Source organism: Hydrogenophaga taeniospiralis CCUG 15921 (genome assembly GCF_001592305.1).
Lineage (GTDB): Bacteria > Pseudomonadota > Gammaproteobacteria > Burkholderiales > Burkholderiaceae_C > Hydrogenophaga > Hydrogenophaga taeniospiralis.
The window spans coordinates 1-20603 of the sequence record NZ_BCWR01000025.1 but is presented as its reverse complement, the minus strand read 5'-3'; the positions used below and the strand labels follow the sequence as shown (position 1 = coordinate 20603).

The 20603-nt window shown below is 65.8% G+C and carries 16 protein-coding genes; 10 read left to right on the top strand and 6 right to left on the bottom strand.

From position 1 onward, the window contains the following. Nucleotides 1-28 precede the first annotated feature (28 nt). Nucleotides 29-2935: a valine--tRNA ligase gene (locus tag HTA01S_RS23690; RefSeq protein ID WP_068176256.1), complete on the bottom strand. Its 2907-nt coding sequence runs from the start codon at nucleotides 2933-2935 to the stop codon at nucleotides 29-31. Between the two features lie 223 nt (nucleotides 2936-3158). On the opposite strand from HTA01S_RS23690, the gene HTA01S_RS23685 reads away from it, so the two are divergent. After that, nucleotides 3159-4286 carry an SMP-30/gluconolactonase/LRE family protein gene (locus HTA01S_RS23685; RefSeq protein WP_068176254.1) on the top strand — a complete coding sequence of 376 codons (1128 nt, stop codon included), beginning with the start codon at nucleotides 3159-3161 and terminating at the stop codon, nucleotides 4284-4286. A gap of 22 nt (nucleotides 4287-4308) precedes the next feature. On the opposite strand, the gene HTA01S_RS23680 is transcribed toward HTA01S_RS23685, so the two are convergent. Genes HTA01S_RS23680 through HTA01S_RS23670 form a run of 3 tightly spaced genes read right to left on the bottom strand, consistent with a single transcriptional unit; the run spans nucleotide 4309 to nucleotide 6874 of the window. Then, on the bottom strand, nucleotides 4309-4506 hold the full coding sequence (locus tag HTA01S_RS23680; RefSeq protein WP_068176252.1) for a DUF2783 domain-containing protein: 198 nt from the start codon (nucleotides 4504-4506) through the stop codon (nucleotides 4309-4311). Continuing rightward, nucleotides 4503-6239, bottom strand: coding sequence for an FAD-dependent oxidoreductase (locus tag HTA01S_RS23675; protein WP_068176247.1), 1737 nt, complete (start codon nucleotides 6237-6239; stop codon nucleotides 4503-4505). Before HTA01S_RS23675 ends, HTA01S_RS23680 begins: the two co-directional genes overlap by 4 nt. 14 nt (nucleotides 6240-6253) lie before the next feature. Further along, entirely contained in the window at nucleotides 6254-6874 is a 621-nt protein-coding gene (locus HTA01S_RS23670) for a VOC family protein (RefSeq protein WP_068176243.1), read from the bottom strand. Between the two features lie 286 nt (nucleotides 6875-7160). Between HTA01S_RS23670 and HTA01S_RS23665 the strand changes: the two genes are divergently transcribed. The 3 genes from HTA01S_RS23665 to HTA01S_RS23655 all read left to right on the top strand — a co-directional run bounded on the left by HTA01S_RS23665 (nucleotide 7161) and on the right by HTA01S_RS23655 (nucleotide 9714). After that, on the top strand, nucleotides 7161-7583 hold the full coding sequence (locus HTA01S_RS23665; RefSeq protein WP_068176239.1) for a rubrerythrin family protein: 423 nt from the start codon (nucleotides 7161-7163) through the stop codon (nucleotides 7581-7583). Nucleotides 7584-7762: 179 nt separating this feature from the next. Next, nucleotides 7763-9112, top strand: coding sequence for a (Fe-S)-binding protein (locus tag HTA01S_RS23660; protein ID WP_068176236.1), 1350 nt, complete (start codon nucleotides 7763-7765; stop codon nucleotides 9110-9112). Nucleotides 9113-9123: 11 nt separating this feature from the next. Beyond that, complete coding sequence (locus HTA01S_RS23655) at nucleotides 9124-9714, top strand: DUF3501 family protein (RefSeq protein WP_068176232.1); 591 nt, start codon at nucleotides 9124-9126, stop codon at nucleotides 9712-9714. 7 nt (nucleotides 9715-9721) lie between these two features. Here the strand turns inward: HTA01S_RS23655 and HTA01S_RS23650 are convergent, their stop codons facing one another. Next, nucleotides 9722-12268, bottom strand: a complete 2547-nt coding sequence (locus HTA01S_RS23650; protein WP_068176218.1) for a UPF0149 family protein — start codon at nucleotides 12266-12268, stop codon at nucleotides 9722-9724. A gap of 216 nt (nucleotides 12269-12484) precedes the next feature. Here HTA01S_RS23650 and HTA01S_RS23645 point away from each other — a divergent pair, with 216 nt between their 5' ends. The 6 genes from HTA01S_RS23645 (at nucleotide 12485) to queF (ending at nucleotide 19332) form a co-directional block, all read left to right on the top strand. Continuing rightward, on the top strand, nucleotides 12485-12760 hold the full coding sequence (locus tag HTA01S_RS23645; protein ID WP_068176198.1) for a type II toxin-antitoxin system Phd/YefM family antitoxin: 276 nt from the start codon (nucleotides 12485-12487) through the stop codon (nucleotides 12758-12760). Next, a complete protein-coding gene (locus HTA01S_RS23640; RefSeq protein ID WP_068176192.1) occupies nucleotides 12747-13172 on the top strand; it encodes a putative toxin-antitoxin system toxin component, PIN family in 426 nt (141 codons plus the stop codon). Before HTA01S_RS23645 ends, HTA01S_RS23640 begins: the two co-directional genes overlap by 14 nt. A 45-nt stretch (nucleotides 13173-13217) precedes the next feature. After that, nucleotides 13218-16529, top strand: coding sequence for an SUMF1/EgtB/PvdO family nonheme iron enzyme (locus tag HTA01S_RS23635; protein WP_169804808.1), 3312 nt, complete (start codon nucleotides 13218-13220; stop codon nucleotides 16527-16529). A gap of 122 nt (nucleotides 16530-16651) precedes the next feature. Continuing rightward, nucleotides 16652-17428, top strand: a complete 777-nt coding sequence (yaaA, locus tag HTA01S_RS23630; RefSeq protein ID WP_068176187.1) for a peroxide stress protein YaaA — start codon at nucleotides 16652-16654, stop codon at nucleotides 17426-17428. A 25-nt stretch (nucleotides 17429-17453) separates the two neighbouring features. Continuing rightward, complete coding sequence (locus HTA01S_RS23625; RefSeq protein WP_068176184.1) at nucleotides 17454-18332, top strand: 2OG-Fe(II) oxygenase; 879 nt, start codon at nucleotides 17454-17456, stop codon at nucleotides 18330-18332. A gap of 148 nt (nucleotides 18333-18480) precedes the next feature. After that, nucleotides 18481-19332, top strand: a complete 852-nt coding sequence (gene queF / locus HTA01S_RS23620; protein ID WP_068176181.1) for an NADPH-dependent 7-cyano-7-deazaguanine reductase QueF — start codon at nucleotides 18481-18483, stop codon at nucleotides 19330-19332. Nucleotides 19333-19419: 87 nt separating this feature from the next. On the opposite strand, the gene HTA01S_RS23615 is transcribed toward queF, so the two are convergent. Beyond that, nucleotides 19420-20481 (bottom strand): histone deacetylase family protein, encoded by a 1062-nt coding sequence (locus tag HTA01S_RS23615; RefSeq protein ID WP_174545218.1) that lies wholly within the window; start codon nucleotides 20479-20481, stop codon nucleotides 19420-19422. Nucleotides 20482-20603 lie beyond the last annotated feature (122 nt).

The following is a 20603-nucleotide window of genomic DNA, read 5'->3' as shown; positions in this document are numbered from 1 at the left end:
GCGGCGGCGCAGCAGCCTGTCCCGTTCCTCAGGCCCCGAGCCGCGCCAGTTGTTCGCGCACCTTGGCCAGCGTGGCGCCGAAGTCGGTCACGCGCTTTTTCTCTTGCTCGATCACGGCCGGCGGCGCCTTGGCCACGAAGGCCTCGTTGCCGAGCTTGGCGTTGGCCTTGGTGATCTCGCCTTCCAGGCGCGCGGCTTCCTTGGACAGGCGGGCCTTTTCGGCGGCCACGTCGATCTCCATGAACAGGCACAGGCGGGCCTCGCCCACCACGGCGATCGGTGCGGCCTGCGCGGCGGCGGCCCAGGCGGCCTCGTCGGTGAACACCTTCACTTCGCTGAGTTTGGCCAGACCCTGCAGCACGGCGGCGTTGGCCTGCATGAAGGCCGTGTCGCCCAGCACGTACAGTGGCAGTCGCTTTCCCTCCGGTACCTGCAGTTCGCCTCGCAACGCGCGGCAGGCGTCCACCAGGCCCTTGAGCTTGGCCACGGCCGCTTCAGCGGTTTCGTCGATGCGCTCGGGCTGGCTCACCGGGTAGGCCGCCACGCTCACCGACTCGCCGGCACGACCTGCGACGGGTGCGACCTTCTGCCACAGCTCTTCGGTGATGAAGGGAATCACCGGGTGGGCCAGGCGCAGGATGGTTTCCAGCGTGCGGATCAGGGTGCGGCGCGTGGCGCGTTGCTGCGCCTCGTTGCCGGTGTTGATCTGCACCTTGGCGATTTCCAGATACCAGTCGCAGAACTCGTTCCAGACGAAGTCGTAGACCGTGTTGGCCACGTTGTCCAGCCGGTATTCGGCGAAGCCCTGCGCCACCTCGGCCTCGACGCGCTGCAGCTTGGAGACGATCCAGCGGTCCGCGGGGCTGAAGCTCAGGTAGCCGTGCGCCTTGCCGCCCACGTCGCAGTCGGCTTTGGTGTGCTCCAGCAGGCCGCAGTCCTGGCCTTCGCAGTTCATCAGCGTGAAGCGGGTGGCGTTCCAGAGCTTGTTGCAGAAGTTGCGGTAGCCCTCGCAGCGCTTGCTGTCGAAATTGATGCTGCGGCCCAGCGAGGCCAGCGCCGCAAAGGTGAAGCGCAGCGCGTCGGCGCCATAGGCCGGGATGCCTTCGGGGAATTCCTTTTCGGTCTGCTTGCGCACCTTGGGCGCGGTCTCGGGTTTGCGCAGGCCTGTCGTGCGCTTGTCCAGCAGGGGCGCGAGCGCGATGCCGTCGATCAGGTCCACCGGGTCCAGCACGTTGCCTTCGGACTTGCTCATCTTCTGGCCCTGCGCGTCGCGCACCAGGCCGTGGATGTAGACGTGTTTGAACGGCACACGGCCGGTGAAGTGCGTGGTCATCATGATCATCCGGGCCACCCAGAAGAAGATGATGTCGTAGCCCGTGACCAGCACGGTGCTGGGCAGGTACAGGTTGTAGTCGTCGGTGGCGCTGGTGCCCTGCTCGGGCCAGCCCATGGTGGAGAACGGCACCAGCGCAGAGGAGTACCAGGTGTCCAGCACGTCTTCGTCGCGCGTCAGCGTCTTGCCCGCGCCGGCCTGGACCTGTGCCTCTTCCAGATTGCGTGCCACATAGACCTGGCCCTGCTCGTCGTACCAGGCCGGAATCTGGTGGCCCCACCAGAGCTGGCGACTGATGCACCAGTCCTGGATGTTGTTCATCCACTGGTTGTAGGTGTTGACCCAGTTCTCGGGCACGAACTTCACCTCGCCCGATTGCACGGCGGCAATCGCCTTGTCGGCGATCGATGTGCCGCTGGTGTTGTGTTCATTGCCCTTGGAGGTCATGGCCACGAACCACTGGTCCGTCAGCATGGGCTCGATTACCTGGCCGGTGCGCGCGCAGCGCGGCACCATCAGCTTGTGCTTCTTCACCTCGACCAGCAGGCCGGCGGTTTCCAGGTCGGCCACCACGGCCTTGCGCGCCACGAAGCGGTCCAGGCCGCGGTACTTCTCGGGTGCGTTGTCATTGATGGTGGCGTTGAGCGCCAGCACGCCGATGATCGGCAGTTGGTGGCGCTGGCCCACCGCGTAGTCGTTCGCGTCGTGCGCAGGCGTGACCTTCACCACGCCGGTGCCGAATTCGCGGTCCACGTAGGCATCGGCGATCACCGGGATCTCGCGCTCGCACAGCGGCAGCTTCACGTACTGGCCAATGAGCGCGCTGTAGCGCTCGTCTTCCGGATGCACCATCACGGCCACGTCACCCAGCAGGGTTTCAGGCCGGGTGGTGGCCACGGTCAGGTGACCGCTGCCGTTGACCAGCGGATAGGCGATGTGCCAGAGGAAGCCGTCTTCCTCTTCACTCTCCACTTCGAGGTCGGACACGGCCGACATCAGCACCGGGTCCCAGTTCACCAGGCGCTTGCCGCGGTAGATCAGGCCCTGCTGGTACAGCTTCACGAAGGTGTCGGTGACGACCTTGCTGAGCTTCTCGTCCATGGTGAAGTACTCGCGGCTCCAGTCCACGGAATCGCCCATGCGGCGCATCTGCGTGGTGATGGTGTTGCCGCTTTCTTCCTTCCATTCCCAGACCTTGGCGACGAAGTTCTTGCGCGCCTCGGCGGGCGTGGGGCCCATGTCGTGGCGGCTGATGCCCTGGGCCTGCAGCTGGCGCTCCACCACGATCTGCGTGGCGATGCCCGCGTGGTCGGTGCCCGGTACCCAGACCGTGTTGGCGCCGCTCATGCGGTGGTAACGCGTGAGGCTGTCCATGATGGTCTGGTTGAACGCGTGGCCCATGTGCAGCGTGCCGGTCACGTTGGGTGGCGGCAGCTGGATGGCGAAGGACGGCGCGCCTTCCTTGGGAGCGCCCGTGCCGCGGTAACCCGCCACGCCGTGGCCCTGCTGTTCCCAGAACGGTCCCCAGTGGGCCTCGATGGCCGCGGGTTCAAAGGATTTGGACAGGCTGTTGAGGCCGGGTTGATCGGGGGTGTTTGACATGCTGGTTCCGGGGGAGGGTTGCCGCGCCGAGCATGGCCCATGGAATGCAGGGCCACGCGGCGGAACCCCCGATTTTACGGGCCCGCCCGCGCTGCCACCGGGCACGCGCTGGCACTGTCAGACTTCAGCGCGCCGGTCCGGCTGGGGCTGAGCCATCGGGCAGAATGGCCCGCTTGGTGGCGCCGGCCCGCTGGCCGCGCCGCGCACACCCGGGAGACACACGATGAAGAAGGCTGGAATCGCTCTGTTGCTGCTGCTGGCGCTGCTGGTGGTGTATCTGCTGCTCTGGCCGGTGCCGATCGCTGCCGCGAGCTGGGCGCCCCTGGCGCCTCCGGGTTACCAGGGCGCGCATGCGGCGAACACCCGGCTGGCCGGTCTGCGTCTGATCGATCTGGGGGGTGAGGAAGGCCCCGAGCATGTGCGGATCGGTCCCGACGGCCTGCTCTACACCACGGTGGTCAGTGGCAAGGTGCTGCGCATGGCCCCCGATGGCTCGGGCCTGCAGACCCATGTGAACACGGGCGGGCGGGTGCTGGGCTTCGATTTCGACCGCGAGGGCCGCCTGATCGCGGCCGATGCCATGCGCGGGCTGCTGCGCATCGGCGCCGGCGGCGAGGTCCAGGTGTTGAGCGACCGGCTGGGCGAGGATCCGATCCGGTATGCCGACGCGGTGGTGGTCAGCCGCGACCCGGCCGCGCCGCAGCAGATGTTCTTCACCGACGCCTCCACCCGCTTTGGCGCGCGCGAGTGGGGCGGCACCTTCGAGGCCAGCGTGCTCGACATCCTGGAGCAGTCGGCCACCGGCCGGGTGCTGGTCTACGGTGACGCCGATGGCCGCACCGCGCTGGTGGCCAAGGGCCTGTCGTTCGCCAACGGCATCGCACTCTCGGCCGACGAGCAGACCCTGTTCGTCGCCGAAACCGGGCGCTACCGCATCTGGGCCATTCCCGCCTCGGCCCGAGGTCTGGACCTCAGCGGCGGCCCCACGGGCGGCGCGCGCATATTGCTCGACAACCTGCCGGGCTACCCCGACAACCTGATGCGCGGCGACGCTGGCCGCCTCTGGGTGGGCCTGGTCAAACCCCGCAACCCGGTGATTGACAACATGGCGGCCAAACCCTGGCTGCGCGAGATGACACTGCGCCTGCCGCGCTCGCTGTGGCCGGTGCCCAAGGCCTACGGCCACGTGGCGGCGTTCACCGAAGACGGCCGCATCGTGGCCGACTGGCAGGACCCCTCGGGCCAGTACCCGGACACCACGGCCGTGACCGAAACGGCCGACCGGGTCTACATCCAGAGCCTGCACGCCCACAGTCTGGGCTGGATGCCGCGCCCGTCCACGCTGCCCTGAACTCGGGCTCTCGGCCTCGCGTTCAGGCGGTGGTAGGAGGCAGCTGGCGCGCCGCGTCGATGCACTCTTTCAGAACGCGCGCTTCGCCCACCTGGTTGGCCAGCAGCAGGATGAGCCGGGCGTTGAACAGCTCGGCCTCTTCGCGGCTCAGGCCCGCGTGGGCATCGAGCAGCTGTTCGTAGAAGGCGTCGGCGTCCTGGAAATGGGGGTTCTGTTTCATGGGGTGTCTCCGCGCAGACCCAGGGAGCGCTCAATGGCCGACACCAGGTGGCCGTCGACCGATTCACCGGTGGCGGCCAGGTAGCCATCGGGCCGCACCAGCGCCCAGGCATGGCCGAACACGTGGCAGGCCCCCTGCAGGTGGCCGTGTGGGTCGCGCACATGTTCGAGCACCTGCGCAGGGGCGTCGGGGCCGAGCACCTGCACGCTGCGCACCGGCGAGTCGAAACACAGGCGGCGCAGGCGCTGCAGGGCCGCGGCCGAGACGTCGCCAAACACCAGCACCAGCAGGTCGCCCAGGGCCCAGTCAAGCAGGTCGTTCACGCAGCCGTGATTGCCGTCGGCCCAGGCAAAACGCACGTTCTGCACCGACAGACCGGCACCGCCGCCGGGCGCGTAGGTGCAGGCGCTGGAATGGCTGTAAGGGTTGGCCACTGCCATGCGGCCGGTGTTGATGAGCGAGCGGGCGAACGGGAACTGCCGGGCCAGGCCGATTGCGGCCTGGCGGAACAGGCGCTCGGCGCCGTCGGCCGGGCGCAGGAAACGCGCGGTGCGGTTGGTCACGCACACGTTCTGCTGCGCGGCTTCCAGCCGCTCGTCGTTGTAGCTCGTCAGCAGCGAGGCGTCGGCCTTGCCGCGCAACACGGCGGCGAGCTTCCAGGCCAGGTTGTCCGCGTCGGCCACGCCGGTGTTGCCACCGCGTGCGCCAAACGGACTCACCACCTTGGCCGAATCACCCATCAGGAACACACGGCCGTGGCGCATGGCGTGCACGCATTCGCTGCGGTAGGCGTAGGGGCCGACCCAGACGATCTCCACCGCCACGTCGGGCCCGAACTGGCGCGCCAGCCGCTCGCGCACGGCCGACTCGCGGCCCACCTGCTCGGGGTCGCTGTCGGGCGCCATCTGGTAGTCGATGCGCCAGACGTCGTCGGCCATCAGGTGCTGCCAGACCGCGCGGTTGTCGTTGAACGGCGCTTCGATCCAGGTGTGGCGCTCCACCGGCGGGTGCCGGGAGAAGCGCACGTCGGCGATGCACCAGCGGTCGTCGCCTCGGCGCGAATCGAAGGGCACCTTCAGCCACTGGCGCAGCGGGCTGTGCGCGCCCGTGGCGTCGATCACGTGTTCGGCCTCGATGCGATAGCTGCCGGCGGGGGTTTCCACCGTGAGCGTGGCGCAGTCGTCGTTCTGCTCGAAGGCCACCAGCCGGTTCTTCCAGCGCAGTTCCACGTGGCCGAGTTCCAGGATGCGCTCGACCAGGAAGCCCTCGATGTAGAACTGCTGGATGTTGATGAACGGCGGCTGGCGCGAGAGGTGGAAATTGCCCTGCTGGCGCAGATCGAAGCTGTAGATCTCGTCGGCGCCGGCAAAGGTGCGGCCCACGCTCCACTGCACGCCCCTGGCCGCGATGCGCTCGTAGATGCCCAGTCGCTCGAAGATCTCCAGCGACTTCTGCGTGTAGCAGATGCCGCGCGATGACGCGCCCTTGACGCCCACCGTGTTGTCCTCGTCGATCAGCACCGCGCGCACGCCCAGGCGCGCCAGCGAGCAGGCCAGGGTCAGGCCGGTGATGCCACCCCCGACGATCACCACCGGGTGGCGCACCGTGGTGCCGCTGTGCAGCTCGGGCGGTGGCTCGAACGGGTATTGCGGCAGCTCGTACCCGGAGCCGCTGGTGAACTGGTAGCCGCTGGTGTGGGCCGTTTCCCGGTAGGCTTGGGGTGTGCTGCTCATGGGGGGCTCCCGCCTCAGTGGGGGGTGTGGGCGCGCGCCGCCACCTCGGGGCGGTCGTTCTGCTGCGGCTTGAGCGGCGCGCTGGCCTTGCCCTCGGCGCGCTCGCGGCGCCACTGCTCCTTGCGCGCGTTCCAGGCGGCCAGCCGGGCATGGGCGGTCTTGCTGTCTTCGAGCATCTCGAACGCGTTGGCCAACTGGGCCGTGAGCTCCAGCCGGATGCCGTTGGGATCGAAGAAATAGATGCTCTTGAAGATGTGGTGGTCGGTCACGCCCAGCACCTCGATGCCGTTGGCCTCCAGGCGGGTCTTGGTGTTTTCCAGCTCTTCGACGGTGTCGACACGAAAGCTGATGTGGTTGACCCATTTGGGCGTGTTGGGGCTGGGCAGGGCGGCCTCGTCGTCGCCGAGGTCGAAGAAGGCGATGAACGAACCGTCCTGCAGGCGGAAGAAGAAGTGGGTGTAGGGGCAGTACTCGCCGGTGCTGGGCACAAAGTCGCTCTGGATGATGTGGTAGAGCGGCAGACCCAGGATGTCTTCGTAGAAGCGGCGCGTTTCTTCGGCGTCGCGCGCGCGGTAGGCGTAGTGGTGAAGCTGCTGGATGGGGGCCGGCGGGGGCAAGGGGGTGACGGTGGTCATGGCGGTCTCCTGATATTCACCTATGTGTAATTGATTTAACCCATCGAAATTCTAGAGGGGTGGTGAAGTGCTGTCAGTTTGAGGGTTTCCGGCGGCGCTGTCGATGATGTTGAGAATTGTTATCAAAGCTATCGCGTTCATAGTCATGAACAATGTGTCACATAGCCCAGAACAATTAGACGGCCCCGTGCAAGGGGCGTAAGGTTTGCCGGTCCCATCGGGCTGGGCCTGTTCCGGGTCTCTCGCTGGGCGCTTCGTTTCTTCAACCACGACTAGGAGATACCCCATGGCCGCATTGAAAGGCTCGAAAACCGAGCAGTGCCTGAAAGACGCCTTCGCCGGTGAATCCCAGGCCAACCGCCGTTACCTGTATTTCGCGAACAAGGCCGACGTGGAAGGCCAGAACGACGTGGCGGCCCTGTTCCGCTCGACCGCCGAAGGCGAAACCGGCCATGCCCATGGCCACCTGGAGTTCCTGGAGCAATCGGGCGACCCCGCTACCGGCCTGCCCATCGGCCCCACGCGCCAGAACCTGGAATCGGCCGTGGCCGGCGAAACCCACGAGTACACCGACATGTACCCGGGCATGGCCAAGACCGCGCGCGAAGAAGGCTTCGACGAAATCGCCGACTGGTTCGAGACCCTGGCCAAGGCGGAGCGCTCGCACGCGAACCGATATACCAAAGCTCTGAACGAGTTGGTGGACTAACCCCCCGCGCCGCGCCTAAGGGCGCGTCACCCCCCAGGGGGCGACACCTGCGGCCCGGCAAAGCCGGTTCCGCGGTGTCCTTGGTTGAACTCCCCCTCACTGCGGGGGAGTTTTTGAAAGCGCTGCAATGGAGCGCTTTCAAAAACCCACGATCAAACCCGCACAGACGAGGAGCGAGCATGGCCACCGAAGGCAACCTGCAGGCGCCCACCCGGCACGCGCTGGACTGGAAGAACCCCGACTTCCACGACGAGCAGAAGTGCTTCGTCGAGCTGGAACGCATCTTCGACATCTGCCACGGTTGCCGGCGCTGCGTGAGCCTGTGCGGCGCCTTTCCCACCCTGTTCGATCTGGTCGACGAGAGTTCGACCCAGGAGGTGGACGGTGTCGCCAAGGCCGACTACTGGAAGGTGGTGGACCAGTGCTACATGTGCGACCTGTGCTACATGACCAAGTGCCCGTACACGCCGCCGCACGAATGGAACCTGGATTTCCCGCACACCATGCTGCGCGCCAAGGCCATCAAGTTCAAGCAGGGCGGGGTCAAGCTGGCCGAACGTTTCCTCGCCTCCACCGACGTGCACGGCCAGTTCGCCGGCATTCCCATCGTGGTGCAGGTGGCCAACGCGGTGAACAAGACCCAGGCCATGCGCAGCGTGATGGAAAGCGTGGCCGGGGTGGACAAGAACGCCTGGCTGCCCGAGCTGGCCACGAAAAAATTCCGCTCCGGCACGCCGCAGGCCACGGCCCGCAACGTGATCGATGGCGAGAAGACGCCCGGCAAGGTGGCGATCTTTTCCACCTGCTACATCAACTACAACGAACCCGGCATCGGCCTTGACTTGCTCAAGATCCTGAACCACAACGCCATTCCCTACGTGATCGTGGACAAGGAAAAATGCTGCGGCATGCCCAAGCTGGAGCTGGGCGATCTGGACTCGGTGCAGGCCAGCAAGGAAGCCAACATCCCCGTGCTGGCGAGGTACGCGAAAGAGGGCTACGCCATCCTGGCCGCGGTGCCCAGCTGCGCGCTCATGTTCAAGCAGGAAATCCCGCTCATGTTCCCGGGCGACGCCGACGTGCAGCTCGTGAAGGAGCACCTGTGGGACCCGTTCGAATACCTCATGGCGCGCAAGCGCGACGGCCTGCTCAAGACCGAGTTCCCGCAGCCGCTGGGCAACGTGAGCTACCAGATCCCCTGCCACGGCCGGGTGCAGAACATCGGCCGCAAGACCGAGGAAATGTTCAAGATGATTCCCGGTACCACGCTCAACACCATCGAGCGCTGCTCCGGCCACGCCGGCACCTTCGGTGTGAAGAAGGCCTATCACCAGCAGGCCATGAAAATCGGCAAGCCGGTGTTCAAGGCCATGGCGACCATGAAAGATGGCGCCAAACCCGACTACATCAGCTCCGACTGCCCGCTCGGCGGCCACCACATCGCGCAGGGCTTTGAAGTCAATGGCCTGGGCGCGCCGGAGCTGCAGCACCCCTTGTCATTGGTTGCCAAAGCCTATGGCCTGAAGTAAGCGAGAACACCATGCAACGCACCGGACACATCACCCCCGACAGCCTCATGAGCCTGGAGGCCTACAGCAAGTGGCGCAAGGCGCACAAGCCCGAGGTCATCGCCCACCGCAAGCTGCGCAGCGTCCAGCTGGGCGAACACATCAACCTGCAGTTCGAGAGCGAGACCACCATCCGCTACCAGATCCAGGAGATGCTGCGCATCGAAAAAATCTTCGAAGAAGAGGGCATCCTGCAGGAGATCGAGGCGTATGCGCCGCTGGTGCCCGATGGCAGCAACTGGAAGGCCACGGTGATGATCGAGTACACCGACGCCAACGAACGTAAGCGCGAACTGGCGCGCCTGATCGGTGTGGAAGACCGCTTGTTCGTCGAGGTCGACGGCCAGGCCCGTGTCTACGCCATCGCTGACGAAGACCTGGACCGCGAGAACGACGAAAAGACCTCGGCCGTGCACTTCGTGCGCTTCGAGTTCACGCCCGCCATGTGCGCGGTCATCCAGGCCGGCGGCGCCGTCAAACTGGGCTGCGACCACACCCACTACCCGGCCCACACCCAGATTCCGATGGAAACCCTGGCCAGTCTGGCGGGGGACCTGAAGTGAGCCCGCTTCAGCCGCCCATGGCCCGGCGCGAGGCAACCACCACCGGCCACAGTTCGGCCAAAGACATGGCCAGCAACAGCGGCGGTGGCGTGGGGGCGTCCAGGGTCTGCAGCAAAGGCCGACCATCGTCTTGCAGCACGCGGCCCTGTTCGTCCAGCACGGTCGCGCGCGCCGCCAGAGCGCGCAAGCGCCCGAACGGGCCGGTGCTGCCCATGACCTTGTGGCCCGCGCGTGCCCAGGTCGCCAGCGCCAGTTCACAACCTTGCATGAACCCGGCCGCCCAGGCAAACACCGCCTCGTCTGACGGGCAAACCACCGCAAGCAAATCGTCCAGCGGTGGTTTGGGGTCGCCCAGATGGTCCAGGACCCCTTGGTTGATACTGTTGTAAAGCTGGGAGGTCACGCCCAGCGCATCGTTGAGCGCCTTGGTCGCGGTGGCCTCGGTGCGGCTGTTGGGCATGCGGTCGTGCAGGTCCATCGCTTGCGCCAACCAGGTGCTGGGCATCAGAACGTTTGGGGTCCAGGCCACCGCCTGCAACAGGCCGTGCAGGCGCGGGTAGTTGCTGCAGGTCTTCTTGAGCCGCTTTTCTTCCTTCTCGCCAAACGCTGAGCTCAACGCCTTCATGCCCAAGGGGCCACTGGAGGCGGTCTTGCGCGCGGCGACCGGCTTGGCCGGTTTGCGCGTCTTGGGCGGTTTCGGGGGCGGTGGCTCGGGCAGTTTCAGCGCCCGGGCCCAGGCCAGGGCGCCGCTACGCACCCACATCGGGCGCCACTCCACCCGGTGGTACCAGGCCGCCATGGCTCCGCCGACCCGTATGCCCGGGCCGGGCTCATCTGCTGGTGCGTCCATGGTCTCGGGCAGCAGGGTGTTCAGATACACCGGATGGCTGTGGTGCGCCGCACGCAACACAGCCTCGGCTTCTTTACGTTGCCCCAGTCCGAACAAGGCCACCGCGCGCATGTGCTCGCTGGGAGGCATGTCCTGCGGGTATTGGTCCATCAGGTCCAGTGCCGCCTGATGAAGCCCCTGTTCAATCAACAGGGGCGCGAGCCGCCAGCGCCAGCCGTGGTTGTCGTGGGGGTTGAACGCCAGTCCCAAGCGCATGAGTTCCGCCATCCGCGCATCGTCGCGCGCCATGCGGGCGAGCTCCACCGCCACCGCCAGGCAACGCAGCAGTGGCCGGTTGTCGGCTTCAGCCCAGTGGAATTGCCCTTCGCCCACTATTGCGCGCAACACACCCAGCGCATGGTCCGCCACACGCCTTGCGGCCTTGAGCACCGGGGTTGGCGGGTCCATGTCACACAGCGTGAACGCCGCCATCAGCAGATCGTCCAGCACCTCCGCGCTCAGCCACCCCGAGGGGGCCTTCTGCAGGAAGCTCAGCGCCTCGGGCAAGGCCTCCAGCAGCAGCTCCACGTCGCCGTCCAGCCAGGTCATGTCGGGCTTGCCCACCTGGAAACGGCGACGCCAGCGCTGGTTCAGGCCGGCCAACTTCTTCGCCGGCCGCATCGAGACGGCGGTGATGGTCTTGCCGTCTTGTTCGATATCGTGCCGGTCCACCCGGTAGAGCGCTCGCAGCGCTTCGGTGTCCGGCGCCTCGGGCGTGGCGTCTGCCAGTGCGATCCATTCCAGATCGGTCTCATCGTCCACCGCCGCGTGCATGGCGTCATGGACCGCCCCCATGCCCTCCTCAGCCATGCGCACCAACTCGCTCGCCAGATCGTCCAGGCCCGCTTGTCGCGCCCGAGCCGCCAGCAGGGGCGCGCGCAGCCGCGCTTCGTCCTGTCGTTCATCTACCAACAACAGCGTCAGCTCCAGCGGCCACAGCTGCGGGTCGTTGGGATTGAAGCGGCTTGTTTCATGAAACAGTTTCCAGGCCTGCTCCATCTCGCCCTGGTCGGCCAGCACACTCACCAACCGGCAACGCGCCGCCGTCGCCAGCGCCTTGTCCGGGTGCTTCGCCATGCGATCCAGCAGCTCTCGGCGCGGGCGGTCCTGCGCCAGTCGCAGCATCGCGTCCACCAGCGCATCCAGGGCCACCTCGTGGCGAGCGTCCAGCCCCTTCGGGTCCGCGAACAGCGGTCCGATCACGGCCACCGTCTTGTCTGCCAGACCCGCGTCGTTCCAGTTCAGCGCCGCGTACCCGAGCGCCTGGGCCGGCACCTGCCGCAGTTTTTCGCCCGTCAGCCACTGCGGCCCTGCGGTGTCCAGCGCCAGCACCAAGAGCGTCTCGGGCTCCAGCGGCAAGGGCATGTGCTCGAACTCCGCGCAACACTGTTTGTACTTGCGACCCGAGCCGCAGTGGCAAGGCGCGTTGCGCTCCAGCTTGGGAACGCCGCGCGCGCGCCAGCGGTTCGACGGTACCGGCATGTGACCCCACAACTGCCGCGCCACATGGTGCTGGTAACGCAAGGCCCCCGCTACGTCTTCGGGCCCTACCGGGTGCGTGGCTTGCGCATCGGCCGCCATCGTGGGCGCAAACCAATCGCAGAAATCAGCCAGCGGCGCGTTGTCCAGCAGGCGGTGGATGGCTTCTTCAAATATGGCGTTCATCGTGGGTACGGTGGGAATGAGTGCGGAGCATGCCGTGGGCGTAAGCGCCAGCGGCCAAGCGTTGTTCGAAAGTCTATGCATTTTGGGTACGCCTCCCGCAAAGGTCGGGGTGCATGGCATCCGGCGCTCCAGCCCATGGGCTCGGTCCGTGTCAGAACTTCTCGATGGCCTGAATTATCCAATTCAGGCAAAATAGCAACTTCGGAGCATCCAACCATGTTGACCTACACCTCTGCAGACGCCCAGAACCACTTTGGCGAAGTGCTGGACAAATCCCAGCGTGAGCCCGTACAGGTCACGCGCCGGGGCCGCCCCGTGGCCTTCATTGTCAGTGCCGACGACATGGCGGCCTGGCAAGGCCTGGCGCAGCGCCGCGCCGAAGCCGCGGCGTGGTTCGAGAGCTGGCGCTCCCAGGCCAGCGCCCAGCTCAGCCCAGAAGCCCAAACCCTCACCGATGAAGACGTGAACGCGCTGGTGCATGAGCTTCGCTGAGTGCATCGTCGTCGACACCGGCATCTGGGTCAGCGCCGCCCTGCGTCCGGCGAGCCTGCCCGCACAGGCCGTGGCGCTGGCTTTCGCACGCTACGAGGTGTGTGCCAGCAGCGCCACGCTCGACGAACTCCAGCGAGTGCTCGCCCGCGACAAGTTCGACCGATACCTGCCCAAGGCTGCGCGCGAAGCGTTCTTTGACGGTGTCCAGCAGCGCGTGCTGCGGGTCGAGGTGCACAGCGAAGTGACCGACTGCACGGACCCCAAAGACAACCCCTTCCTGGCGCTCGCGCTCGACGCCCGCGCCAGCCTGCTGCTCGCCAGCGACCCGCACTTGTGCAGCCTGCATCCCTGGCGCGGCATCCCCATCCTCAACCCCGCCGCCTTCGTCGCGGCGCTCGCCGCAAAACGCTGAAACCCCTGCGGCACAATGCCCAGACCAACAAGGGGGCAGGGCAACATGGCGGACGACACGGCAGGCGAACCGGGCAATCAGCAACCAGACACGACCAACGCCAACGGCGACTACCTGGGCTATGGCGTCTATGCGCAGACGCTGTTGGCGCGGGTGGAGGCGGCGTTGAACAAGGACCTCGCGCACCGCGAAACCTGTTTGCGCGCCGACAAGACGCCACCACCGCTGGGCGACGACCCGCTTGTGGTTGGCATTTTTGGCGAATGGGGCGCGGGCAAAAGCAAGCTGCTCTCGCTGGTTCAGAAGCTCGCGGAAGAACAGCGCGACCGACAGGTCAAGGAACACAAGCTCGACGGCTATCAGGCCATCACGGTGCCGGTGTTCTTCCAACCCTGGAAGTACGAACACGAGAAGCACTTGTTGGTGCCGCTGCTGTTGCACATTCTGGGCGATCTTGAGAAAACGCTGGCCGCTGCCCGCACCGGGGAAGACAAGCTGACCGGAGCCGCCTTGGCGGTGGTGGACGGCACAAAGCGCGTTCTCGGTACTGCGCTGAGCAAGGTGGGGGACCTGGCCCAGGCGGTTGGTCAAGTCATGGGGGTGGCCGATCCGGTGGCGACCGCGCCCATGGCGACCATGTTCCAGATGCTCGCCCACGGCATGGGCGACATGCTCAGCGGCAAAACCAAGCGAAAAGCCGTTCGCGAGTTTGTGCACAGCGACAACGGCCGCGCCTACTACGACATGCACCGCATCCTCAGCGAAGTCACCCGCCCGGCCAAGAACCCACACGTCACCGGCGACCAGCACCACGACAAAGACTTCTGCCTCAACTTTGTCATCTTCATCGACGACCTCGACCGCTGCCTGCCCGAAAAAGCCGTCGAGACCCTGGAACTCATCAAGACCGTCTTCAACCTGGAGAGCTTCGCCTTCGTGCTCGCGCTGGACGAGGAAGTGGTCGAGCGCGGCATCGGGCACCGCTACAAGGACTACGCGCTGAACAACAAGAAGCCCGAGATGCCGATCACCGGGTTCGAGTACCTGGAGAAGATCGTTCATCTGCCGTTTCGGCTGCCCGCGCTTCCCAAGTCTCAGGCAAAAGCGTTTTTGCAGAGGTATGAGGCGGAGGTACTGGCGCCCAACAAGCCGGAGATGTGGTGGTTCGCGATAGATCCCAACCTGTTGAAGTTTCCAACGCGTGGAGCGGGCTTTGTTCGTGGACAGCGTGACGGACTCGGCCATGAGATACGGCGCGGGAGACCCATGTTGGACCGACCTGTGGCAATGGATTTGTCCGATCTCGCGCTGAGTGGGTTTGACTCCTTTGTTCCTCGCAAGTTGGTGCGTTTGGTCGAACTGCTACATCAAGTTGCTGCGGTGATGACGGCCCGCGGCAGGGTGCTCAACTGGCAACCGGCTCGCGCGAGTGATCCCAGCGCGGTGGATGTGCGTGTGGTATTGGTCGTGCTGATGATTCAGCTGTTCCAGCCGGAGCTTTTCCGCTTGATGAGAAGGCGACCCAATGCCTTCAGCGAACTTCTCTCGGCGTTTGCGTTCGCCAGCAAGGAAAAAGCAACCACGTTGCCGAGCCCCGATCTGTCCGACGGGGATCTGTTCCGCTGGGTCGCTTGTGAGAGCACCCTCCCTCACGCCATCGACCGGGGACGCAGGAGCTCGAGAGAAGCGCCTGACCCCCTTGTTCGCATACAGAAAATAGTTGACCGCTCGTCGCGGGCGACGGCGCAGCAGGTTCGCCTGCCCCTGGTGGAACAAATCGTGCAACATCGAGCGGCCCAGCGACACCCATTTGATGCACTGAAGTTGATGTATGCGTTGGCTCAAAAAATGGACGCCACCCAGAGTGGCCCCGAGGGGGTAACCATCGGAACATACTGGAGCTTGCTAGCTCCGCAGGAATCGATGGCGTCCGTAGGCTCATCTGCAGACATGAGCACGTCGCTAGACACCCATACTGATGTTGCCCACGAACACCCTGCAGATGCATCGCTGATCACCGATGCCGACCGTCCACGGAACGATCACGCCAATGCCCAAAAGCTGTTCGACGAGCTGACATCGCCTTTGTCGTCGGTTCAAGCCAATCTGGCTGAAAGCAATGGGCTGGAATTGGGCAGCGTGTTGGGCAGTGCTGTGGTGCAACAGCTACTGGTGCTGTGTGAGGGCACCCAAGACTCAGAAGGGTTTAAGGAACGGCTCCGCTCGGGATTGCCCTATTTGGCGCCTTACCTTTCGCGGGCCGACGGCCCCAAGTTGGCCGCTTTTCTGGGTCACGACTTTGCCACGCATATCCAGGAAGGCGCAGAGGCGTTTGATGATCTCGAACAGCTCCTGCAAGCCGGAGCCGCCGCCGATTTGCGCAGCACATTGGGGTTGGATGATCGTTTCGACCCAGGGTTTTTTCATCTGCCCAAGACGCGTTATGGCGACAACAACGAGACGCAGGAACCTATCCCAGGTTTTGTGCGCGTGGTTGACCCGTCATCGGAACCGTTTCAACCGTTCGAAGGCCCAGAGGTCAAACTCAGTCGGTTTTACATGGCCCGTTACCTCACGACGGTGGATCAATACGCACAGTTCATTGCTAGTGGCGGTTACGGAAAGGCCGGCGATAGCAAGCCTGATTGGTGGGACACCTTGGGCTGGCGATGGCGAACAGGCCTGTGGGACTCTGCGTTCAATGAAGTTCCCTACAAAGGCATCCGGTATGAACGCGGTAGATGTGACGAACCGATGTTTTGGGCCCAGCAGCGAGCGCATGGGAGTCGCCCTGTGACGCTCATTAACTGGTTTGAAGCACGGGCTTACGCAGGTTGGTTGAGCGGGCAACTTCTATCTGCTGGGAAATTGATGAGTGGTTATGTTGTGCGTCTACCCACCGAAGCGCAATGGGAGCGTGCCGCGCGTGCAGCGGGTGCAGCGGGTGCAAACGTTGCCGACATGCGTCAGTACTCTTGGGGGAGTAACGATACATCCGCCCATCTCCACGCCAACATTGCGGACAGTCGCATCGGTCGTGCAAACACGGTAGGGTTGTTCGCACCCAATCCGCTCGGGATTTTCGACCTGAACGGTTGCGTCTGGGAGTGGCAAAACAATTTGTACAGCCGTGCCAAAGATCTGAAGTGTCAGAGTTTTGATGGGGACGTGGCGGCGCTCAAAGTTGGTGACACGTGGGAAGATTCCGATAGACCGTCTTTGTGTGGTGGCTCATGGGAAAGCTCAGCCATCAACGCGCGAGTGTCATCGCGCGAAGGATTTCAGCCTGTTGACTGGTATGAAGACGTCGGTTTTCGGCTGGTGTTATCTCTGGCCAAATCGACCCCTGAAGCCTGATCTGGGCACGCCCTTCATGCTGCCGCCACGGTAAGCACTTGGCCAGGTTCAGGTCGAGCGGTGTGTTCCAGGGCGTTGTCGGCGAGCCATGGCCTTGCGCCCGCCGTGCCAAAATTCGCCGCATGCTGTTCCTCATCTCCCCCGCCAAGGCGCTCGATTTCGAGACGCCGGCCCACGTGGCCACGCACACCCAGCCGCTGTTCGTGAAACAGGCGGCCGAACTCATCGCCGTGATGCGCGACAAGTCGCCGCAGCAGATCGCCGATCTCATGGGCCTGTCGGACCAGCTCTCGGGCCTGAACGCGGCGCGTTACCAGGCCTGGGTGCCGAAGTTCACCGCGAAGAATTCCAAGCAGGCGGTGCTGGCGTTTGATGGCGACGTGTACGGCGGCCTCGACGCGAAGAGCCTGGGCGAGCCCGAACTCGACTGGCTGCAGCAGCACCTGTGCATCCTCAGCGGCCTCTACGGCGTGCTGCGCCCGCTGGACTGGATGCAGCCCTACCGGCTGGAGATGGGCACGCGCCTCGTCACATCCCGGGGCAAGAACCTCTACCAGTTCTGGGGCAGCCAGATCGCCGACTACCTGAACCAGCGTGCCCGGGCCGACAAGAGCCCGGTGGTGATCAACCTGGCGAGCGAAGAGTATTTCAAGGCGGTGGACCGCCGTGCGCTGCAGCCTCGTGTTGTCAGTTGCGTGTTTGAAGAGCGCAAGGGCGACGGCTACCAGATCATCAGCTTCTTCGCCAAGCGCGCGCGCGGCCTGATGGTGCGCTACGCGGTGAAACACCGCCTGAGCACGCCCGAGCAGCTCAAGGCGTTTGACCTGGATGGTTACCGTTTCGTGCCCGCCGCGTCCGAGGCCGACCGGCTGGTGTTCCGCCGCGAGCAGAAGGCCTGAGCGAACGAAGCCACGGATCCTTGCCATGAGCCAGCAGTCCATCACCCCCGAGTTGCGCCAGTGGGTCGCCGAGCAGATTCGCGTCGGGCACCTGCCCGAAGCGGTGATCGAGGCCATGGTCCAGGCCGGTTGGAAAGAGGACCTGGCCGCGTCGGCCCTGGACGGCGCGCTGCAGGCGCGGCGCGGGCAGGCCCCGACCTCCGCCGCGCTGGCCGCAGGCCCGGCGGGCGGGATGGTCGGTACGGGTGTGCGCATGCCCGGGTTGGACTTGGCGCAGTCGCCGCGCCGCGTCGACGCCGGCGACCGCTGGGTGGACGTGATCGCGGCGCTCGGGTTGCCGCGCGTGGTGCTGCTCGGCGGTCTGCTGAGCGCCGAGGAGTGCGATGCGCTGGTGGAGGCCGCGCGGCCCCGCATGGCACGCTCGCTCACCGTGGAGACGCGCACCGGGGGCGAAGAGCTCAACCCCGACCGCACCAGCCATGGCATGTTCTTCAACCGGGGCGAGGGCGAGTTGGTAACCCGCATCGAGCAGCGCATCGCGCACCTGCTGCGCTGGCCGGTGGAAAACGGCGAAGGCATGCAGGTGCTGCAGTACCGCCCCGGGGCCGAGTACAAGCCGCATTACGACTATTTCGACCCGGTCGAGCCGGGCACGCCGACCATCGTGAAACGAGGAGGGCAGCGCGTGGCCACGCTGCTGATGTACCTCAACGAGCCCACGCGCGGCGGCGGCACCACTTTCCCGGACGTGGGTCTGGAAGTGGCGCCGGTGCGCGGCAACGCGGTGTTCTTCAGCTACGACCGCCCGCACCCGGCCACGCGCACCCTGCATGGTGGCGCGCCGGTGATCGAGGGGGAAAAATGGGTGGCCACCAAGTGGCTGCGGGAACGCGAATTTGTATGAGACACCCCCTGCGCCGCTGCGCGTCTTCCCCCTCTCCTGCGGGAGGGGGACGCAGCCTGTGGCCGGGCAGAGCCCGTTCCCCGGCTGCCCTTGATCGCACCTCTTCATTTCATGCGTCGTGGGTACGGCGCAGCACCCGGACAACCCGATGAACCAGAACACCCCCGAATACTCCCAGCTCGGCAAGCCCTCGGCCTATGTCGACCAGTACGACGCCTCGCTGCTGTACCCGCTGCCGCGCGAGCCCAAGCGGCGCGAGATCGGCATCACCGGGAGCGTGCCTTTTCTCGGCGCCGATCTGTGGACCGCGTTCGAGCTGAGCTGGCTCAACCCCAAGGGCAAGCCGCAGGTGGCGCTGGCGCACATCACCGTGCCTTGCGAGAGCACGCACATCGTCGAGAGCAAGTCGTTCAAGCTCTACCTCAACAGCTTCAACAACACCGCGTTCGCCAGTGCCGACGCGGTGCGCGACCGCATCCGTGCCGACGTGAGCGCGGCCATCTGGCACGGCGGCCCGGTGCAGGCCAGCGCCGGTGTGCGGGTGCTGCTGCCCGAGCTGTTCGACTGCGAACCGGTGCACGAACTTGACGGCCTGTGCATCGACCGGCTGGACGTGGAGTGCACCCGGTACCAGCCCGCGCCCGAGCTGCTCACGGCCGTGTTCGACGAAAAGCCGGTGGAGGAAACGCTGGTCAGCGACCTGCTCAAGAGCAACTGCCTGGTCACGGGCCAGCCCGACTGGGGCAGCGTGCAGATCCGCTACAGCGGCCCGCAGATCGACCAGGCCGGCCTGCTGCAGTACATCGTGAGCTTTCGCAACCACAACGAATTCCACGAGCAGTGCGTCGAGCGCATCTACATGGACATCATGGCGCGCTGCAAACCCGCCAAGCTGCTGGTGTACGCGCGCTACACGCGCCGCGGCGGACTCGACATCAACCCCTGGCGCGCCAGCCACCCGCAGCTGCCGCCGGCCAACGTGCGCACCGCGCGGCAGTGAGGCCGGTCAGATCCGCCGCCGGGCCGCCCCAAGGCGGATCAGCCCCCTCGGGGGGCAGCGACCCGCGCAGCGGCGGAGCGTGGGGGCTCAGCAGGTGCGCTGGAACCCTTCGAGCAGGTTCACCGCGTTGGTGCCCACCGCGTCCACCGCGTAGCCACCTTCGAAGGTGAACACCGTGGGCAGGCCGGCGCCGGCCAGCGCCTCGCCCACGGCGAAGTAGTCGGCGCTCTGCAGCGTGAAGCCCGAGATCGGGTCGCCCTCGAAGGTGTCCAGCCCCATGGGCACCACCAGCGCGTCGGCCCTGAAGGCTGTCACCGCGTCCAGCGCCTGGCCCAGCGCGGCACGCCAGGTGGCGAAGTTGGTGCCGCGCGGCAGCGGCAGGTTGAGGTTGAAGCCTTCACCGGCCCCGGCGCCCCGCTCGTCCGCGTGGCCGAGGAAGAAGGGGTATTCGGTGGCCGGGTCGCCGTGGATCGAGACCGTGAGCACGTCGGCGCGTTCGTAGAAGATGGTCTGTGTGCCATTGCCGTGGTGGTAGTCCACGTCCAGCACCGCCACGCGCTGTTGGCCGCCGTCGCGCAAGGCCTGCGCCGCGATCGCGGCGTTGTTCAGGAAACAGTAGCCGCCCAGGAAGTCCGACCCGGCGTGGTGGCCCGGCGGGCGGGTGAGGGCGAACGCCGAGCGTGCACCGCCCAGCACCTCGTGTGCCGCGGCCAGCGCGCAGGCCGCGCCACCGCGCGCCGCGGCCCAGGTGCCGGCCATCAGCGGCGAGCCCGAGTCGAACGCGAACAGGCCCAGGCGCGCCGCGAAGTTGCGCGGCAGCGCGTCGGTGCGGAAAGCGTGCCGGTTGCCCAGCGGCCACACCGACGGCAGGGCGTCGCGCTGGGCATTCGCCGGGTCCATGGCCACCCACTCGTCCCAGGCGCTGGCCAGGAACTGCGTGTAGCGCGCGCTGTGCACGCGGGCGATGGCGGCGTCCAGCGCGGCGTCGTCAACGGCCGGGGTTTCCAGCGCACCGAGCGGGCGGCGCTGCAGTTCGGTCAACACGAAGTCCAGCCGCGCCGGCACTTCGTGGCAGGGGACCAGACGTCCGCGGAACATTTCCTGCTGGCCCTGGTGCAGGGTATGGTGGGGGTTGTGGAAGGTTTTCATGGGCAGTGACATGGGGTGAGGAAAGGCAATGTACATTGGTCTCCCTAGGGTTTGTCCTGACCGGTTGGACAGCGAAGTGACAGCTTGCGGCCAGATCATCGCCTTGTCCAATCACTCCCAAA

Bases quoted from the DNA above. Each gene is read 5' to 3' on its own strand.
- yaaA (WP_068176187.1), top strand. From the start codon at position 16,652: ATGCTGTTCCTCATCTCCCCCGCCAAGGCGCTCGATTTCGAGACGCCG.
- HTA01S_RS23660 (WP_068176236.1), top strand. From the start codon at position 7,763: ATGGCCACCGAAGGCAACCTGCAGGCGCCCACCCGGCACGCGCTGGAC.
- HTA01S_RS23645 (WP_068176198.1), top strand. From the start codon at position 12,485: ATGTTGACCTACACCTCTGCAGACGCCCAGAACCACTTTGGCGAAGTG.
- HTA01S_RS23650 (WP_068176218.1), bottom strand. From the start codon at position 12,268: ATGAACGCCATATTTGAAGAAGCCATCCACCGCCTGCTGGACAACGCG.
- HTA01S_RS23640 (WP_068176192.1), top strand. From the start codon at position 12,747: ATGAGCTTCGCTGAGTGCATCGTCGTCGACACCGGCATCTGGGTCAGC.
- queF (WP_068176181.1), top strand. From the start codon at position 18,481: ATGAACCAGAACACCCCCGAATACTCCCAGCTCGGCAAGCCCTCGGCC.
- HTA01S_RS23685 (WP_068176254.1), top strand. From the start codon at position 3,159: ATGAAGAAGGCTGGAATCGCTCTGTTGCTGCTGCTGGCGCTGCTGGTG.
- HTA01S_RS23670 (WP_068176243.1), bottom strand. From the start codon at position 6,874: ATGACCACCGTCACCCCCTTGCCCCCGCCGGCCCCCATCCAGCAGCTT.
- HTA01S_RS23635 (WP_169804808.1), top strand. From the start codon at position 13,218: ATGGCGGACGACACGGCAGGCGAACCGGGCAATCAGCAACCAGACACG.
- HTA01S_RS23615 (WP_174545218.1), bottom strand. From the start codon at position 20,481: ATGAAAACCTTCCACAACCCCCACCATACCCTGCACCAGGGCCAGCAG.
- HTA01S_RS23690 (WP_068176256.1), bottom strand. From the start codon at position 2,935: ATGTCAAACACCCCCGATCAACCCGGCCTCAACAGCCTGTCCAAATCC.
- HTA01S_RS23665 (WP_068176239.1), top strand. From the start codon at position 7,161: ATGGCCGCATTGAAAGGCTCGAAAACCGAGCAGTGCCTGAAAGACGCC.
- HTA01S_RS23655 (WP_068176232.1), top strand. From the start codon at position 9,124: ATGCAACGCACCGGACACATCACCCCCGACAGCCTCATGAGCCTGGAG.
- HTA01S_RS23675 (WP_068176247.1), bottom strand. From the start codon at position 6,239: ATGAGCAGCACACCCCAAGCCTACCGGGAAACGGCCCACACCAGCGGC.
- HTA01S_RS23680 (WP_068176252.1), bottom strand. From the start codon at position 4,506: ATGAAACAGAACCCCCATTTCCAGGACGCCGACGCCTTCTACGAACAG.
- HTA01S_RS23625 (WP_068176184.1), top strand. From the start codon at position 17,454: ATGAGCCAGCAGTCCATCACCCCCGAGTTGCGCCAGTGGGTCGCCGAG.